Origin of the sequence: Synechococcus sp. RS9916 (assembly GCF_000153825.1) — a bacterium.
Taxonomy (GTDB): domain Bacteria; phylum Cyanobacteriota; class Cyanobacteriia; order PCC-6307; family Cyanobiaceae; genus Synechococcus_C.
The window spans coordinates 937406-954008 of record NZ_DS022299.1 but is presented as its reverse complement, the minus strand read 5'-3'; the positions used below and the strand labels follow the sequence as shown (position 1 = coordinate 954008).

Here is a 16603-nt window from a genome sequence, read left to right as displayed (position 1 = left end):
GTTAACGGCTCGCCGCATATCGGGGAAGCAACAGTTCCATGCTGGCTCCTCCTTCGGGATGGTTGCGTGCCTGCACGCGACCACCATGGTTCACGGCAATCTGTTGCACGATCGCCAGGCCCAGACCGCTGCCGCTGCGGTTGGAGCGGGCTCGCGAGGGGTCTCCCCGGTAAAAGCGATGGAACATCTGCTCGAGATCGGGCTCACTTAAACCTTGGCCGTGGTCGCGGACGGCTAGAAGCCACCAACCCCCGCTGGGTTGAATGTCCACCTCCACCTGCCCCCCTTCTGGTGAATAGCGCAGGGCGTTGTCGAGCAGGTTGAGGATGGCGCGATGCAGTTTGGGCTGATCTCCCCGCAACAGGGCCGTCGCTTCGCCTTGGATCGTCAAGCTGATGTTCCGTTGTTCCGCCAAGGGGCGGACGCTGCTCCAAGCGCTTCCGACGAGTTCGCTGAGCACAAGAGGGCTGTAGGCGCTGCTATCGATCGGCAGACTGTTTTCGAGCCGGGACAGCTCGAGCAGATCTTCAACAAGTAGTTGCAGGCGACGCAATTCCTTCTGCAGACGTTGCACCAGCACAAGGTCGCTGTCTTGGACGGCGGTTTCCAAGCGATCGCTCACCAGCATGAGAGCTGTGAGCGGTGTTTTGAGCTCATGGGCCACATCACTGACCCAGCGCTCCTGTTGTTGTTGCTGGGCTTCGAGCGACTGCCGGCTCTGAATCAGCAGCAGGATCCATTCCTCGGAACCTGGCAGCACCACGGTTTCGAGCGGATCACCTCGCATGTCCCATTCGATGCGTTGCGGTCGCTGCTGATGGCGGACGCTCACGATGGCCTCGTGAATGCGATCCACCTTCAGAACATCCTCAAGTTGCTGACCGCGAATCAGGGTGTGGCGAGGAATGCGAAGCAGCCGTTCGGCTTTGCCGTTGATGTAGGCGATGCTCAGATCGGGTTTGAGCACCAACCAACCCTGGGTGGCGTCATCAATCCAGGCCAGCAATTGCCCGGTGTTAATTGGCTGGTGATCCCGCAGGCGATGGGCGGAGCGCTGTTGTGCCTGTTGCTCGCGGCGGTGAAGGACGGCGGTGAGTGCGCTGCCCAGTGCAGCACCGCACAGCAGCCCCAGTCCCAGGCTTGCAGACATTGCCTCTAGCCGAAGCGATACCCGAAGCCACGCACGGTTCGGATGTGTTTGGGAGAGGAGGGTTCCGACTCGATCTTTTCGCGCAGCCAACGGATATGGACATCCACTGTCTTGGTGTCACCAACGAAATCAATCCCCCACACCTTTTCGAGCAGCTGGTCGCGGCTCCACACCCGTTTTGGGTGTTGCATAAACAATTCGAGGATCTTGTATTCCTTCGGTGAAAGCGTCAGCTCTTGACCGTCGCGGGTGACGCGACACTCCTCCGGGTAAAGACAGAGGTTGTCGTGAGACAGCACATTGGAGCGCTGCTCATCCTGTTGGGGCTTCTGCTGCGTGCGGCGCAATAGTGCGCGGCACCGGGCCACCAGTTCGCGCATGCCGAACGGTTTGACCAGATAGTCGTCAGCTCCGACTTCGAGCCCGAGCACGCGGTCGGTTTCGCTGTCGCGGGCGCTAATCACCAGGATTGGAGTGGTGATGTTGTTGCCCCGTAGCTGGCGACAAACGTCGAGTCCCCCAAGGCCCGGCAGCATCAGGTCGAGCACGATCAGATCGACCGGCTCTTGGTTGCCCATTGTGAGGTTGGCCAGGGCCTCGGCGCCATTGCTGCAGGAGCGCACTGAGAAACCCTCGGCCTGCAGTGCTTCATCAACGGTCTCCCGAATGGAGTCATCGTCTTCGACCACAAGTAGGCGGGCTGTTCCGACTGGGGCAATAGAAGCGGTGCTTGTCACCTGGCTCATGCAGCCTTTGTATCCATTCTGACGAATGGCTGTTCTTCTGAGTTGAAGTGCCAGAAAACCCTGTAAACGATGGTAAATTTCGAAACCACTCGGTTTCGTAATTGATCGATGGCGCCCCTGTCCCTGCTCCCTGATGCAGATCTGGTGCGTTCGTATCTGCGGGATATCGGTCGTGTGCCGCTGCTGAGTCACCAGCAGGAGATCACGCTGGGTCGTCAGGTGCAGGACCTGATGGAACTGGAGGCTCTGGAGTCAGAGCTGAAGAGCGAAAGCGGCGAGGATGTGGTGGCACCCGAAGCCCTGGCGAAGAAGGCTGGATTAAGTGGTGTGCAGCTGAAGCGGAAGCTGCAGGCAGGGCGTCGTGCCAAGGAGCGGATGGTGGCCGCCAACCTGCGCCTGGTCGTGAGCGTCGCGAAGAAATACACCAAGCGGAACATGGAACTGCTGGATCTGATCCAGGAGGGAACGATCGGCCTGGTGCGGGGTGTGGAGAAGTTCGACCCCACCCGCGGCTACAAGTTCAGCACCTATGCGTATTGGTGGATCCGTCAGGGGATCACGCGGGCGATTGCGGAGAAGAGCCGCACGATCCGGCTGCCGATTCACATCACCGAGATGCTGAACAAGCTGAAGAAAGGGCAGCGTGAGCTGAGCCAGGAACTGGGGCGGACCCCCACGGTCACAGAGCTGGCGGAATTTGTGGAGCTGCCGGAAGAGGAGGTGAAAGACCTGATGTGCCGGGCCCGTCAGCCGGTGAGCCTGGAGATGAAGGTGGGCGATGGGGATGACACCGAACTGCTGGAGCTGCTGTCGGGTGATGGTGAGCTGCCGAGCGAGCAGGTGGAAAGTGAGTGCCTGAAGGGCGACCTGCGGGATCTGCTGGAGCAGCTGCCGGAGCTGCAGCGGAAGGTGTTGCGGATGCGTTATGGGATGAATGGCGAGGATCCGATGAGCCTCACAGGCATTGCCAAGACCTTAAAGATGAGTCGCGATCGCACCCGTCGCCTGGAACGGGAAGGTCTCGAGATGCTCCGCAATGGTGACTCCCAGCTTGAGGCTTATGTCGCGATTTGACGCTTTCTTCTAGAAAAACTCGTCGAAGTTATCGAAGTCAACAGCTTTGAACTTCCCAGTCTCCACCTGGGTCATCAGTCTTTCCAGCTGTGTCCACAGTGCCCCTCCCGTGAGCAATGAGAGCAGGAAAGCCACCAGCAATGCTGCCCCGGAAGCAAACCCGAACACCTGAAGTGATCCACCGATAAACAAGGTGACACCCAGGATGATGCCGCTGTAGCTCATCGTGGTTTCAACGCGACCCAGAGGCAGAAGGGGCAGTCGATCGTCTTTCCACCCCTGGAGCCGGTCTTTGACCAGTTGGGCAAAGGTCAGGCCGCACACCACCCCAATGGCAAGACCCAGTCCGGCCAACAGGTAGGGAGGCTGACTGATGAACGCGTACTCCAACAGGATTTCGTCGGCGTTGAGGTCGCCGAACAAGCCTGCATAACTGTCGATATCAGCTTGCTGCAGGTCAACGGGCGCGAAATCCGGCGCAAGTGCCATGGCGTCGAAGGCTGGCGCGACCAGCGAAACAGCGTTCGACCTTAAAGGACTCAGGCCGCCGCAAGCGGATTCAGTTTTTGCAGCATCGTGCCGGCCATTCGGCCTGGGGCGAAGGTCCGCCCAAGCATTGATCCAAGAGCGCGTAGGTCTGCCGTGCTGAGACGGTCGTCTTTGATCAAGGTCAGCAATAAGCGACGGCGCAAATCACCACCGTCTTTTCCGAGCAAGAGCTTGATCCCTGCTCCGGCGACGGGGATCAGTTCCAGTCCCGGACCTGATCCGCTTTCGCCGACCACCTGAAGCAGGCTTTCCAGCCGTTCAATACGCAGCTGCCCTTCGCGATCGAAGATCACCTCCATCAACTTTTCGCGCATCTCGCGGGTGTCACCCGCCAGCAGTCGTTTGGCCACGTAGGGATAGGCCACTGCAATGATCTTGAACTCTGGATCCAGCCGAAGCGCTAAGCCTTCCTGGCTGACGACGGCTCGGATGATCAGGGCAAACCGTGCCGGGACCCGAAACGGGTAGTCGTACATCAGTTCCGAAAAGCGGTCGGTGATCGCTTTGAAGTTGAACGACCCAACGGCGTCTCCAAGGCTGCCCCCCAGCACCTCCTCTAACGCTGGAATGATTGGGGCCAGATCCGCGTTGGGGGCCAGAAATCCCAATTGTTGGAAATCCCCTGCCAGCGCTTCGAAGTCGCGATTGATCAGGTGCACAACGGCACCAGTCAGGGTGAGGCGGTCGCTGTCGCTGATCGAATCCATCATCCCGAAATCCACATAGGCCACATGGCCCAGCTCCCCCGTTCGGCCACTGAGGGCAAACAGATTTCCGGGGTGGGGATCGGCGTGGAAATAACCAAACTCGAGCAATTGCTGCAAACCACTGATCACGCCTGTTCGGATCAGTGCACTGGGATCGAGGCGCTGCGCACGCAATTCCTGCCGGTCGCGAAGTTTGGTGCCATGGATCCAGCTGGTGGTGAGCACCCGCCTTGCGGTGAGCAGGCGTTCGACCCGCGGAATGGTCACAGCTGGATTGTCCGCGAACAAGGCAGAAAATCGATCGGCGTTGTCGGCTTCCCGTTCGTAATCGATTTCTTCGAACAGGCTGCGACCGAATTCATCGATGATTTCGCCGAGGCCAAAGCCAAGGTTCAACGGCAGCAGTGGTGCCACCAGCACTCCGAGGCTGCGGATCAGCACCATGTCGCGGCGCAGGATGAAGGCGAGATTGGGGCGCTGCACCTTCACGGCCACCCAGTGCTGCCCATGCAGACGGGCTCGGTAGACCTGGCCGAGACTTGCCGCCGCTACCGGTTGGCTTGGGAACTCTTCAAACAGCTGGTCGACAGGGGCACCCAGCTCTTCCTGAATTGTGGCGAGGGCGATCCCGTGATCAAAGGCAGGTAGGTCGTCCTGAAGGCGGGTGAGCTCGTCGAGCCAGTCTCTTCGGATCAAATCCGGTCGCGTGGAGAGCGCTTGCCCCACCTTGATGAAACAAGGCCCCAGGTTGGTCAGGGTTTTGAGAAGCGTTCGTGCCAGTTTCCGCTGCACCTCTGGATCCTTGCTGCCACCGCGGAGCACCACGCTCACAACCAAGCCCAGCAAGGCCCAGAGGATCTGGATCAAGCGCGGAATCACGATCCACGGACGCAGCAGCAGCCAGCGGGCGTCGCGTCCTGGTTGGTAGCGCAGATCAGGGCTGGCTTCGTTGGCCTTCTCTGCTCTGGCAGCCATGCCCAATCCCCTTCACGAAGGGTTGACTTTAGGAAGATGACTTGGTGGCGGGCGTGCTGACGGATGATGCAGTGCATGCCGTGCCCTGCCAGTGGACACGCCCCTGCTCCCCTTGTTGCGGACTCGTCGCGGTTCGCGTTTGCACCTGCCTGCCCACGGTGGCGGCTCTGGGCTGGCTCCGGGATTACGCGCTGTGCTTCGCTTGCGGCCCGGGCACTGGGATCTTCCTGAATTGCCAGAAATCGGCGGCCCGTTAGAAGCCGATGGGGCTGTTGTTGAGAGTCAGCGTGCAGCGGCCGCCGCGTTTGGTGCCGATCACTGCTGGTATGGCGTCAACGGTGCCACCGGCATGCTCCAAGCCGCCCTCTTGGCGATGGCCAAGCCTGGGCAGTCGTTGTTGTTGCCGCGTAACAGCCACCGCAGCTTGCTTCAGGCCTGCGCTCTTGGTGGCATTCACCCCCTGCTGTTTGACCTGCCCTTTTTGCCTGACCGTGGTCACGTGGCGGCAGTTGACCACAGCTGGCTGGAGCGTGTGCTCACATCGTCCGCACTCCAGAGCCACCAACCCGTGGGTGCCGTGTTGGTGCAGCCCACCTACAACGGCTATGCGGTGGATCCCGCGCCCTTGATCGAGCGTCTGCATCAGCGAGGCCTGCCGGTGCTGGTGGATGAGGCCCATGGCAGCCATTTCCTGCCAGGAGTGGACCCCAGCCTTCCAGCGTCTGCTCTGCGTGTCGGTGCCGACTTGGTGGTGCATTCCCTGCACAAGTCCTCCACAGGGCTTGGCCAAACGGCTGTGTTGTGGCACCAGGGGCAGCGGGTGGATCCAGACGCTGTTGCTCGCAGTCTCGGTTGGCTGCAGACCACCAGTCCCAGTGCTCTGCTGCTGGCCTCGTGTGAGGCCTCGCTTGAGGATTGGACCACCCGCGCCGGTTTGCGTCGTCTGTCTCGGCGTCTTGCGCAGGCCCGTGCGTTGGCTGATCAGCTGCGGGACCGACAGCTTCCCTTGCTGGACACCGCCGATCCCCTCCGGCTGATCTGGCACACCGCTGCAGTGGGCATTAGTGGACTGGATGCCGATGAATGGCTGATGGCCAGGGGCCTTGTCGGCGAACTGCCGGAACCGGGTTGTCTCACGTTCTGCTTAGGCATGGCGACTAGGCCTGGCTTGCAGCGCTCCATGGTTCGCCACTGGCATGGTCTGCTGCAACACCTCGGGCAGGCTCGGCCTTTGCCTCCCTTCACGGCTCCTCCCATTCCCCTGATCACCTCCCCGGCGATGGAGTGTGGAGAGGCTTGGCGTGCGCCCAGTCGCGCGGTGCCGTGGGCCGATGCCTTGGGCGGGATTGCAGCCCAGCTGGTGTGTCCCTACCCCCCGGGTATTCCCTTGATCGTCCCTGGAGAACGTCTTGACCAGGCGCGAGTGGCGTGGATTGAACAGCTGCGCCAGTTTTGGCCTGATCAGATCAGCGGTAGGGTAAGGATTGTGGCCTGAGGCTCGGCGATGCAGAGCGTCTCTCGGCAGCGCTTGGTCAGTGGTCTTGGTGCCGGCCTGTTTGGGCTCGTGGTGGTGGGCCTAGGTGGTTGGTGGTTCACCGTGGCTTTGGGCGTGATTGTGCACCTCGGCCTGTTGGAGTTTTTCCGCATGGCGCAGTGCACCGGCATTCGCCCCGCCGCCAAAACCACCTTGGTGGTGGTTCAACTGCTGCTCATCAGCACCCAGTGGGATCTCACCGGTGGACTGCCGTCCCATCTGGCCTCCGCCGTGTTGCCACTCTCCGGTGCAGCCATCTGTGGCTGGCTTTTGCTGCAGCCCGTCACAGGCTCGATCGCTGATATCGCCTCGTCGATTTTTGGTCTGTTTTATCTCGGTTTTTTGCCCAGTCATTGGTTGCGCCTGCGCCAGTTGAGTGATCCCCAACTGCTCCCTTCCGGTCCCCAGTGGCTCTCTGCGGGGTTGGTGATCACCTTGATGGCCTGTTTGATGATCGTGGCTAGCGATATCGGCTCTTATCTGGTGGGGCGTCGCTTTGGGCGGCTTCCCCTATCCCCGATTTCGCCGGGAAAAACGATTGAAGGGGCTCTCGGAGGTCTAGTCGCGTCCGTAGCTGTTGGCGTGACTTTTGCCTTCTGGATGCAATGGCCTTGGGCTCTCTTGAGCGGCGGGGTCCTCGGCGCGTTGGTGGCCTTGTTTGCCCTAGTGGGAGATCTCACCGAATCGATGATGAAACGGGATGCCGGTTTGAAGGATTCCGGAGATGCATTGCCCGGGCATGGCGGAATTTTGGATCGCATCGATAGTTATCTGTTTACGCCTGCTGTTGTGTATTACGCCGTGACACTGTTGTTGCCCCAACTCTCGGGCTAGTCGCGACAGCGTTGATCAGGGCGTCACGGCCGCTTGGCCCTTGAGATGCAGATGGCCAGCCTTGAGATGGGCTTCTTCGATCTTGATGTTCGGGTCCATGGGTAAGCGAACTTCACCGTCGCCTTCCATCCTCAGGATTCGCACGGTGCCTCCTGCCGCATCAAGCTTGAACCGCTTGCTCACCACCTCAGCCTCATTGATCACCGGAGCCGTCAATACAAGGCTGTCGTTGTCGATGGCGAGGTTGCCCAGAGTGGTCAACCCCATCAGTTGCTCGGCTAGCCAGTCTCCCAGCCAGCGCCAGCGCTCGGTCAGCAAGGCACGGTTCAGATCGTTGCCGCGCATCGTCACGGAACCATTCAGTTGGAAGGGCTCCTGCAGTTGCAGGATCTGCCCCGGTTGGCTGGGTTTGAGATTGAGGTGCAGGGCACCGCTTTGCAACGAGGCGCGGTGAATGGGAAGGCCTTGAAAGGTGACCAGCCGCCCTTCCAGTTGCACTCCCTTGAGATGGCCACGCAGCAATTGCAGTGCTGAGCCGTTGAGCACCAGATTGAGATCGTCGACCTCGTCGCATTGGCGGCGGATCCAGAGATTGAGGCCGTTGGCCAACAGCTGCAGGATCGGCCCTGAACTGGTGATGGGTTCGCTCATCAGCATGCCTCCAAGGCCCTCCAGCGTTGGGCCACCAGCTCAGCTTGATCGAGATGGGGCAGATGTCCACATTGATCAACGAATTTCAGGCGGGAACCGAGCAGTTCCTGGGCTGCGCGCTTCTGGGGAGCCCGCAGAATTCGGTCTTGATTGCCCCAAAGCACCTGCAGGGTTTGGCTGGGCAGCGGTGCTCCACATGCGGCAAATCCCCCGCTGCGGGCAAAGGCCGCCAAGGACGGCCCCCACCCCGGCACCTGAAGTGGAAGGGATGCAATCTCCAGTTCTGCCGGACCGACACTGGTATCAGGATCTGCGAAGGCTTGACGGCATAAACCACGACGCACCCCGGGTCGACCGAGAAACCACACACCCAATTGATCCAGTAAGGGAGGCACAGGCATCGGTTTTCCATCCAGCCCTGCCGGTGAGAGCAACAGCAATCGGTCGATGCGGGTGGGGTGGCGCCGGGCCAACTCCATGGCCACCGCACCCCCCATGGATGCTCCGATCACACCAATCGGTTGGTCTTGCGGCAGGTTGGCCAACAGTGCGGCCAGATGGATCATCACTGCCTCGGGTCCTTCGTTTGCTCCTGGATGGCGAGGACTGAATCCAAACCCATAGAGATCCGGAATCACCAGGCTGTGGTCGGCGATCAGAAGGGGTGCAAGGCGGCGGAACTCCAGATGGCAGCTGTCAAAGCCATGGAGCATCAACACGAGGGGGCCAGTCCCCTTCCGCACGACGGGATAATCGTCAGCCACGGGAACGTCGAGGCGTTCCCAGCACACATGGGCTGCGAGCTCACGGGCCTGAGGATCGATCAGTGTGGAGGCCGCGTGCTCAAGCTGCTGCCGATTGCTCAACTGCCGCTCCTGTTGGCCTGCCGTGTTGGTGCTGCCACTCCACTCTGGGTGCTGACGAGCGCTTCAAGGAGCTCCGTTTCACTCACAGGGAAGGGAAGGTGATGAAGGTCTGATCCAGCTCGACAGGCGAATTGACACGCTTGCCGGAGTTCATGCAAGCCCGCCTGACCGAGACCGAGGTCCTCCAGGGTCACGGGTACACCCATGTCGTGAAGGAGAGGGAAGAGCTGGCGGCGTGCTTGCGCTGCAAGCTGGCTTCCACCCAGACGTTCTTCAAGGCGAAGTTGCACCAGGATTCCGAAGCCGACTTTTTCACCATGCAAAACCTGATGGCAGGCCGGTAGCTGGGTGAGCCCGTTGTGAACGGCATGGGCAGCCACCGTGCGGCACTGCGCTCCCCCCAATCCGCCGATCACACCAGCGGTGAGTCCGCAGGCTTCAGCCACGCGAACCCAGGCTTCACTTTTGGGATTCTCCAGGGCCTCCTTGGCATCCAGCAGCAATTGGTCGCGAAGCACGCGTGCCATCTGCACGGCCTGCTGAATGATCCCGTCGTTGCTGGCTCCGCTGCTGACGGAGGCTTCGTACCACTTGGCGAGGGCATCGGCGATGCCGCTGGCCAATGTTCTTGCGGGCGCCAGGCGAGCAAAGGAATGATCAAAGATCAGCAGATCTGGGCACCGTTGGAGCGCGACGTCTCCTTCGAAGGCTCCATCGGTTGAATAGATGTTCGACAAGGCTGTCCAGCCCGCGCAGGTGGCTGCGCTGAGAGGCACGGTGATGCAATTGAGCTGGAGACGATCGGCTAGCAGCTTGCCCGCATCCAGCACCTTGCCACCGCCGGCAGCAATCACCCCGTCACAGCCATGGCTGTTCAACGTGTCCTGCAGTCGCTGGAGATCGTGCTCGCAACAGTCGTATTCGAGCTCGACCTGAACTGAATCCACTCCGACGGTGTGCAAGTCAGATTCCAGCTGGTCCCGAAGATCTGCTGTTGCCTGACTGCGTCCCAGAAGGGCAGGCCTGCGGGTCAGTGCAGGGATCAGTTTCAAGCTTTCTCTCCAGGCCCTCTCCCCCCGGACGACCCGGGAGGGAGCGATGGCGTGGGTGGCGCAGCTTGAGGACGACGACTGCATGGCTGCCGTCAGAGACCAGCGCTGGCGAGCTCAGGCGTGGCCGGTACAGCGGTGTTGCCATGACGCACCACCACCTTCTTGTCGGCATCCACATCCACGACAACGCTGTCGCCATCTTTGATGCGTCCGGAGAGGACCTCTTCAGCGAGGCTGTCTTCGAGAAGACGCATCACGGCACGACGCAGTGGGCGAGCGCCATAGGCGGGGTTAAACCCTTCCTCCACAAGCCGTTCCTTGAAGGCTTCCGAAACGGTGAGCGTGATCCCCTTCTCCCCAATACGAGAGAATACTTCCCGCAGCATGATGTCTGCGATCTGTTTGACCTCGTCGCGATTGAGCTGACGGAAGACGATGATTTCGTCGAGTCGGTTGAGAAATTCTGGGCGGAAGTATTGCTTCAGCTCCTCATTCACCAACGAACGGATGCGGTTGTACTGGTTCTCTTCGGCGTTTTCGCCAGAGAATTCAAAGCCCAGGCCGCCACCGCCTTTCTCAATCACCTTCGAACCGATGTTCGACGTCATGATCACAAGGGTGTTCTTGAAGTCGACGGTGCGACCCTTGGAATCGGTCAGCCGACCATCTTCCAGGAGCTGAAGGAGCAGGTTGAAGACATCGGGGTGGGCCTTCTCGATCTCATCGAACAGCACCACGGTGTAGGGCCGACGACGCACGGCTTCGGTGAGCTGACCACCTTCGTTGAAGCCCACGTAGCCCGGAGGGGAGCCGATCAGCTTGCTGACCGTGTGGCGCTCCATGAATTCCGACATGTCGAGGCGGATCATGGCTTCTTCGCTGCCGAAGAAGTAGGTGGCCAGTGCCTTGGTGAGCTCTGTCTTACCCACACCGGTGGGGCCGGAGAAGATGAAGCTGGCGATCGGACGGTTGGGGTTCTTGAGTCCAACACGTGCACGACGGATGGCTTTGGACACGGCCTTCACAGCTTCATCCTGGCCGATCAAGCGTTTGTGGAGGGTCTCCTCCATATTCAGCAGCTTCACCGACTCGCTTTCGGTGAGCTTCTGGACGGGCACACCCGTCCAGGAGGCCACGATCTGGGCGATGTCTTCTTCGTCCACTACAGGAGTGGTGAGCGTGGCGGACTCGCCGGATGGGGCGTCGGCGCTGACAGAAGTGACGGTTGATTCGCCCGCTGGGGCTGAATCAGCGTCAGCGGCTGGGGCTTCCAATCCATCGCGGCTGTTCTGAAGCAAGCTGCGGATCTGTTCACGCAGCTCCACTTCCTTATCGCGTAATTCACCGGCCTTGGTGAAGTCCTGCTCGCGAACGGCTTCTTCCTTCTCTTTCTGCACACTGCGCAGTTCTTTGTCCACCTCCTTGGCAGCAGGGGGAAGCTTGGAGTTGAGCAGGCGCACGCGGCTGCCAGCTTCATCGATCAAATCGATGGCCTTATCAGGAAGGAAGCGATCGGAGATGTAGCGGTCCCCGAGGGTTGCAGCGGCTTCGAGGGCCTCGTCGGTGATCTTCAGGCGGTGGTGCTGTTCATAGCGCTCACGCAAGCCACGCAAGATTTCAATGGTGTCGGGGATGGAAGGCTCGCCCACATTCACGGGCTGGAAACGACGCTCTAGCGCCGCATCCCGCTCAATGTGTTTGCGGTACTCGTCCAGGGTGGTGGCGCCGATGCACTGCAGTTCTCCCCGAGCCAGCGCTGGCTTGAGGATGTTGGCTGCATCAATTGCGCCTTCCGCAGCACCAGCGCCGATCAGGGTGTGCACCTCGTCGATGACGAGGATCACATTGCCTGCCGCCTTGATCTCCTCCATGATCTTCTTCAGGCGTTCCTCGAACTCGCCCCGGTATTTGGTGCCTGCCACCAAAAGACCGATGTCGAGGGTCAGCACGCGTTTGTCCTCGAGGATGTCGGGGATATCACCGGTCTGAATGCGCTGGGCCAAGCCTTCGGCAATGGCAGTTTTGCCGACGCCAGGTTCGCCAATCAGAACTGGATTGTTCTTGGTGCGTCGGCCAAGGATTTGGATGACACGGTCGATTTCGTGCTGGCGTCCTACCACCGGGTCGAGCTTGCCCTCACCGGCGAGCTGCGTGAGGTTGCTGCCGAATTCATCCAGCGTTGGGGTCTTGGTCGATCCTTTGGCGCCACCACCACTGCTGCCGGCACCCACCTCGGCGGTTTCGCCGAGCATGCGGATCACTTGGGTGCGGACCTTGGCAAGGTCGACGCCGAGATTTTCCAAAACGCGTGCAGCGACGCCCTCGCCTTCGCGAATTAAGCCGAGGAGGAGGTGCTCTGTACCGATGTAGTTATGACCGAGTTGTCGAGCCTCTTCGAGAGAGAGCTCAAGGACACGTTTGGCCCGCGGCGTGAAGGGAATCTCCACGGCCACAAAACCTGATCCGCGGCCGATGATCTTTTCGACCTCAACGCGAGCATCCTTGAGATTGACGCCCATTGATTTGAGGACCTTGGCGGCAACGCCAGTCCCTTCGCCGATCAGACCCAAGAGGATCTGCTCGGTGCCCACAAAGTTGTGCCCCAGGCGTCGAGCCTCTTCCTGGGCCAGCATGATCACCTTGATGGCCTTCTCGGTAAACCGCTCGAACATCGTCTAGGCCGGATGCAGATAGAACCAACTTATCAGGGGCGTAGCCGAAATGTGGCAACTCTGTTCGGTTGTCCACATCCCTGACCAGCAGGGGGCTTGCTCGCTGGAAAAGTGTTAATCAGGCAGCGCAAATTGAAGAGTATTTGTGTCGTTTATGACGGTTATCCGCACCGAAAATCAAGTCGCTCTTGATTCGGGCGCTCTAGTTCAATTCCACCCACTGAATCAGTGCATCCCGTCCGTCGCTGTAGTAGCCGCGACGCATTCCTTGGGTGATGAAGCCACAGCGTCGGTAGAGAGAGAGGGCGGCTTGGTTGCAGCTCGCCACTTCAAGGGTTGCCCGTTGGGCCCCTGCTTGGCGGGCATCGCGCAGTAGTGCCTTCAGCACGGCCACCCCAAGACCCTGTTGGCGATGGATGGGATCCACCGCCACCACCGTGATCTGCAGCTCATCCACCACCAGCCAGCCGCTGGCCATGGCCACCAGCTCACCTCCTGCCTTCAGCCCTCGGCACAACCGCGCGCTGTCACGGAGTTCGCTGCGCCACTGCTCAGGGCTCCAGAGTCCGTTCAGGGCCTTTTGGTCCAGCAGAAGGCAGGCCTTGAGGTCACTGCCGTTCAGCGCAACAGGGGGTCTGCAGGAGAGGGCACCGTTCTGGCCTTCAGGCATGGATCGGTTGGGCCAGAACACATCGCTTCCTACATTGGCCTCCACGGCGCCCCTGCATCATCTCCATGCCCCAAGCTTTCGAGACCGGCTGTGATCCGCTCAGTCCGAATCGCAATCTGGCTCCGGTCACGGCTGGGTTGGATGACCAGGGACGCATGACCGTCGGTGATTGTCGCCTGAGCGATCTGGCCGAGCGTTACGGCACACCTTTATATGTTCTGGATGAAGCCGGCATTCGAGCTGCTTGCCGGGCTTACCGCACTGCCCTCGAGTGTCACTATCCCGGCCCATCACTCGCGGTGTATGCCTCGAAGGCCAACAGCTCGTTGGCGCTATCGGCGATTGCGGCATCCGAGGGTTTGGGGCTGGATGCGGTGTCGGCAGGTGAGCTGCTCACCGCTTTGAAAGGGGGAATGCCCGCGGAGCGGATCGTGCTTCACGGCAACAACAAATCCGATGAAGAGCTCCTGCTTGCTTATCGCAACGACGTGATGATCGTTGCTGATAACCAGCACGACCTCGACCGCCTGGCGGTGTTGGTTCCTGCGGGCGAGCGTCCCGCCCGTTTGATGCTCCGCTTCACCCCGGGGATTGAATGTCACACCCACGAGTACATCCGCACCGGTCACCTCGACAGCAAGTTCGGTTTTGACCCTGATCAGCTCGAGCCTGTGCTCCGCCATCTCGCCACTTGCGGGTGGGCCAAGGTGACGGGTCTCCACGCCCACATCGGTTCTCAGATCTTTGAGCTCAATCCCCACCGCGATCTCGCGGCTGTGATGGCTGATGCACTGAAGCTGGCGCGTGGTCTCGGTCATCCAGTCACTGATCTCAATGTGGGTGGTGGTCTTGGGATTCGCTACGTGGAGTCGGATGATCCGCCGTCGATCGATGCCTGGGTTCAAGTTGTGGCCGAAGCGGTGGTAGCGGCTTGTCGCGAGCGCAGCCTTGACTTGCCTCGACTCCTCTGCGAGCCCGGTCGCTCTCTGGTCGCCAGCTCGGGGGTGACCCTCTACTCGATTGGCTCCCGCAAGGAGGTTCCGGGTGTTCGCACCTATCTGTCTGTGGATGGCGGGATGAGTGACAACCCCCGGCCGATCACGTACCAATCGCTCTACACAGCCTTGCTGGCCGATCGCCCCCAAGCCGAAGCGACCGAGTCCATCACGCTTGCGGGCAAGCACTGCGAATCAGGTGATGTGTTGCTCAATGATTTGGCTCTGCCGCCCAGCGTCAGCGGTGATGTGTTGGTGGTGCTGGCGACCGGTGCCTACAACGCATCGATGAGTTCCAATTACAACCGCATCCCTCGTCCCGCTGCGGTGCTCGTGCACGACGGCATGGCCGAGGTGATTCAACGCCGTGAATCATCTGAAGATCTGCTTCGCTACGACACCCTGCCCACTCGCCTGGCTCCAGGAGTGCCGGTAGGCTGAGGACAACTTTGGGGTTAAGGAGTGAGCTGGCCGGGGTGGTTTGACGCGCGCCTGCTTGACGTCCTTCTTGCCTCTGCCCTCGGCTTTCTTCTCTTCTCGCGCATTAGCGAGCAACGCTCGCTGTGGTTGTTGCGGGGTTACCTGTTGTTGGTGGCCCTTGCTTGGCTGTTCAACCGCATCAAGTTGCTGCCGCTCACAGCGGCACTTATTGAAGCCCTGGTGCTGGCGTGTTCCTTGTCCTTGGCCATCCTCTGGCAGGGAGAGCTGCGGCGTTTGATGGAACTGCTGGGCACCTGGAGGCTTGACGTTCTGCTGGCGAATCCGGCCAGCAAACTTCGTGTCAAAGCCGGCACTGTTGCTCAGCTCACCGATGCTGCCGGGCGTTTGTCACAGAGTCGACGTGGCGCTCTGATCGTTGTGGATCTCGGAAGCGATCTTCGTCCGGAAGATTTTCTCAATTCCGGCATCACGATTGATGCCCAACTCAGCAGTGAGTTGATCCTCAACCTGTTTGCTTCCGACACCCCTCTCCACGATGGTGCGGTGGTAGTGAAGGGCAATCGCATCGTGGCCGCTGGTGTGATTCTTCCCCTCTCGCGCCAGGGCCACAGTCGCTACGGAACCCGTCACCTGGCTGCCTTAGGAATCACTGAGCGTTTTGATCGCTGCATCTGCGTTGTGGTGTCTGAAGAAACCGGAACCCTGTCCTTGGCCAATCACGGTCGCCTTGAACGACCGATCACCAGCAGTCGTCTTCAGGACCTGCTCACCGAACTGATGGGCGTCACACCTGCGGCTTCCGTTTCATCTGCTTCAGCTCCTGTCAGCTCTGGACGTAGCGTGGCCGTTGCCAATCAGGACACCGTTTCGTGAGCCATCGTTTGGCTGCCACCTCCAACGATGCCCGAGCCAAGCTCTGCCCAGCAGAACTTGATCCCGTCCGTGTGCCCGCACACGTCGCCGTGATCATGGATGGCAATGGCCGCTGGGCTCAGGCCCGTGGCCTTCCCAGGGTGATGGGGCATCGCGCTGGCGTGGAAGCTCTGAAGGCCACCCTGCGGCTCTGCAGCGATTGGGGAGTCAAAGCGCTGACGGCCTACGCCTTCTCGACGGAGAACTGGTCTCGTCCGGGAGATGAGGTCAATTTTCTGATGACCCTGTTTGAAAGGGTGTTGCAGCGCGAGCTGCAGGCCTTGGAAGCCGAACAGGTGCGCATTCGTTTTCTAGGTGATCTCGATGCTCTCCCGGAGAAACTGCAGGCACTGATTGCAGATGCCACTGCGCGGACTGCGAACAACACCGGGATTCATTTCAACGTTTGCACCAATTACGGAGGACGTCGGGAACTGGTGCTGGCGGCCCAGGCCCTGGCGACGCGAGCTGCGCGGGGTGAGCTGGAGCCCTCCAGCATCGACGAGAACACCCTGGCTGCTGAGTTGTTCACTGCCGGCGAACAGGATCCAGATCTGCTGATTCGCACCAGCGGCGAACGGCGCATCAGCAATTTCCTCCTCTGGCAACTCGCCTACGCCGAGATTCATGTCACAGACGTGTTCTGGCCCGATTTCAATCGGGAGGCCCTTCTGGAAGCGCTGCTTGATTACCAGGGCCGCCGCCGCCGTTTTGGTGGTCTGGATGACCTGAGGGCCGGCGCTCTGGGATCCTGAACAACAGCGGTACGGCCTTG

The 16603-nt window shown here is 60.4% G+C and carries 15 protein-coding genes; 6 read left to right on the top strand and 9 right to left on the bottom strand.

Annotated elements, in window-relative coordinates:
• Position 1: 1 nt before the first annotated feature.
• Entirely contained in the window at positions 2 to 1150 is a 1149-nt protein-coding gene (locus RS9916_RS05165) for a cell wall metabolism sensor histidine kinase WalK (protein WP_007098218.1), read from the bottom strand.
• A gap of 5 nt (positions 1151 to 1155) precedes the next feature.
• A complete protein-coding gene (locus RS9916_RS05160; protein WP_007098217.1) occupies positions 1156 to 1896 on the bottom strand; it encodes a response regulator transcription factor in 741 nt (246 codons plus the stop codon).
• A gap of 108 nt (positions 1897 to 2004) precedes the next feature.
• Here RS9916_RS05160 and RS9916_RS05155 point away from each other — a divergent pair, with 108 nt between their 5' ends.
• Positions 2005 to 2970 carry an RpoD/SigA family RNA polymerase sigma factor gene (locus RS9916_RS05155; protein ID WP_007098216.1) on the top strand — a complete coding sequence of 322 codons (966 nt, stop codon included), beginning with the start codon at positions 2005 to 2007 and terminating at the stop codon, positions 2968 to 2970.
• 9 nt (positions 2971 to 2979) lie between these two features.
• On the opposite strand, the gene RS9916_RS05150 is transcribed toward RS9916_RS05155, so the two are convergent.
• Both RS9916_RS05150 and RS9916_RS05145 read right to left on the bottom strand, forming a co-directional pair.
• Positions 2980 to 3459 (bottom strand): hypothetical protein, encoded by a 480-nt coding sequence (locus RS9916_RS05150; RefSeq protein WP_007098215.1) that lies wholly within the window; start codon positions 3457 to 3459, stop codon positions 2980 to 2982.
• A 50-nt stretch (positions 3460 to 3509) separates the two neighbouring features.
• Complete coding sequence (locus tag RS9916_RS05145) at positions 3510 to 5201, bottom strand: AarF/ABC1/UbiB kinase family protein (protein WP_007098214.1); 1692 nt, start codon at positions 5199 to 5201, stop codon at positions 3510 to 3512.
• Positions 5202 to 5292: 91 nt separating this feature from the next.
• On the opposite strand from RS9916_RS05145, the gene RS9916_RS15340 reads away from it, so the two are divergent.
• Both RS9916_RS15340 and RS9916_RS05135 read left to right on the top strand, forming a co-directional pair.
• Positions 5293 to 6696, top strand: coding sequence for a lysine decarboxylase (locus RS9916_RS15340; protein ID WP_007098213.1), 1404 nt, complete (start codon positions 5293 to 5295; stop codon positions 6694 to 6696).
• A 9-nt stretch (positions 6697 to 6705) separates the two neighbouring features.
• Positions 6706 to 7569, top strand: a complete 864-nt coding sequence (locus RS9916_RS05135; RefSeq protein WP_007098212.1) for a phosphatidate cytidylyltransferase — start codon at positions 6706 to 6708, stop codon at positions 7567 to 7569.
• Between the two features lie 15 nt (positions 7570 to 7584).
• Here the strand turns inward: RS9916_RS05135 and RS9916_RS05130 are convergent, their stop codons facing one another.
• The 5 genes from RS9916_RS05130 to RS9916_RS05110 form a co-directional block, all read right to left on the bottom strand.
• Entirely contained in the window at positions 7585 to 8226 is a 642-nt protein-coding gene (locus RS9916_RS05130; protein WP_007098211.1) for a DUF2993 domain-containing protein, read from the bottom strand.
• On the bottom strand, positions 8220 to 9086 hold the full coding sequence (locus RS9916_RS05125) for an alpha/beta fold hydrolase (protein WP_007098210.1): 867 nt from the start codon (positions 9084 to 9086) through the stop codon (positions 8220 to 8222). Before RS9916_RS05125 ends, RS9916_RS05130 begins: the two co-directional genes overlap by 7 nt.
• Positions 9083 to 10222, bottom strand: coding sequence for an iron-containing alcohol dehydrogenase family protein (locus RS9916_RS05120; protein WP_038023315.1), 1140 nt, complete (start codon positions 10220 to 10222; stop codon positions 9083 to 9085). The genes RS9916_RS05125 and RS9916_RS05120 overlap by 4 nt, the downstream gene beginning before the upstream one ends.
• 8 nt (positions 10223 to 10230) lie before the next feature.
• On the bottom strand, positions 10231 to 12810 hold the full coding sequence (locus tag RS9916_RS05115; protein WP_007098208.1) for an ATP-dependent Clp protease ATP-binding subunit: 2580 nt from the start codon (positions 12808 to 12810) through the stop codon (positions 10231 to 10233).
• 202 nt (positions 12811 to 13012) lie between these two features.
• The gene (locus RS9916_RS05110) at positions 13013 to 13525 is read right to left on the bottom strand and encodes a GNAT family N-acetyltransferase (protein ID WP_007098207.1); all 513 of its coding nucleotides are present in this window, start codon (positions 13523 to 13525) and stop codon (positions 13013 to 13015) included.
• 20 nt (positions 13526 to 13545) lie between these two features.
• Between RS9916_RS05110 and lysA the strand changes: the two genes are divergently transcribed.
• Genes lysA through RS9916_RS05095 form a run of 3 tightly spaced genes read left to right on the top strand, consistent with a single transcriptional unit; the run spans position 13546 to position 16583 of the window.
• On the top strand, positions 13546 to 14916 hold the full coding sequence (gene lysA / locus RS9916_RS05105) for a diaminopimelate decarboxylase (RefSeq protein WP_007098206.1): 1371 nt from the start codon (positions 13546 to 13548) through the stop codon (positions 14914 to 14916).
• Between the two features lie 21 nt (positions 14917 to 14937).
• Entirely contained in the window at positions 14938 to 15789 is an 852-nt protein-coding gene (gene cdaA / locus RS9916_RS05100; protein ID WP_007098205.1) for a diadenylate cyclase CdaA, read from the top strand.
• A complete protein-coding gene (locus RS9916_RS05095) occupies positions 15786 to 16583 on the top strand; it encodes an isoprenyl transferase (protein ID WP_007098204.1) in 798 nt (265 codons plus the stop codon). Before cdaA ends, RS9916_RS05095 begins: the two co-directional genes overlap by 4 nt.
• Positions 16584 to 16603: the final 20 nt, after the last annotated feature.

Excerpts from the sequence above, each read along its gene's own strand:
- RS9916_RS05165 (WP_007098218.1), bottom strand. The coding sequence starts at position 1,150 with ATGTCTGCAAGCCTGGGACTGGGGCTGCTGTGCGGTGCTGCACTGGGC.
- RS9916_RS05160 (WP_007098217.1), bottom strand. The coding sequence starts at position 1,896 with ATGAGCCAGGTGACAAGCACCGCTTCTATTGCCCCAGTCGGAACAGCC.
- RS9916_RS05155 (WP_007098216.1), top strand. The coding sequence starts at position 2,005 with ATGGCGCCCCTGTCCCTGCTCCCTGATGCAGATCTGGTGCGTTCGTAT.
- RS9916_RS05150 (WP_007098215.1), bottom strand. The coding sequence starts at position 3,459 with ATGGCACTTGCGCCGGATTTCGCGCCCGTTGACCTGCAGCAAGCTGAT.
- RS9916_RS05145 (WP_007098214.1), bottom strand. The coding sequence starts at position 5,201 with ATGGCTGCCAGAGCAGAGAAGGCCAACGAAGCCAGCCCTGATCTGCGC.
- RS9916_RS05135 (WP_007098212.1), top strand. The coding sequence starts at position 6,706 with ATGCAGAGCGTCTCTCGGCAGCGCTTGGTCAGTGGTCTTGGTGCCGGC.
- RS9916_RS05130 (WP_007098211.1), bottom strand. The coding sequence starts at position 8,226 with ATGCTGATGAGCGAACCCATCACCAGTTCAGGGCCGATCCTGCAGCTG.
- RS9916_RS05120 (WP_038023315.1), bottom strand. The coding sequence starts at position 10,222 with ATGCAGTCGTCGTCCTCAAGCTGCGCCACCCACGCCATCGCTCCCTCC.
- RS9916_RS05115 (WP_007098208.1), bottom strand. The coding sequence starts at position 12,810 with ATGTTCGAGCGGTTTACCGAGAAGGCCATCAAGGTGATCATGCTGGCC.
- lysA (WP_007098206.1), top strand. The coding sequence starts at position 13,546 with ATGCCCCAAGCTTTCGAGACCGGCTGTGATCCGCTCAGTCCGAATCGC.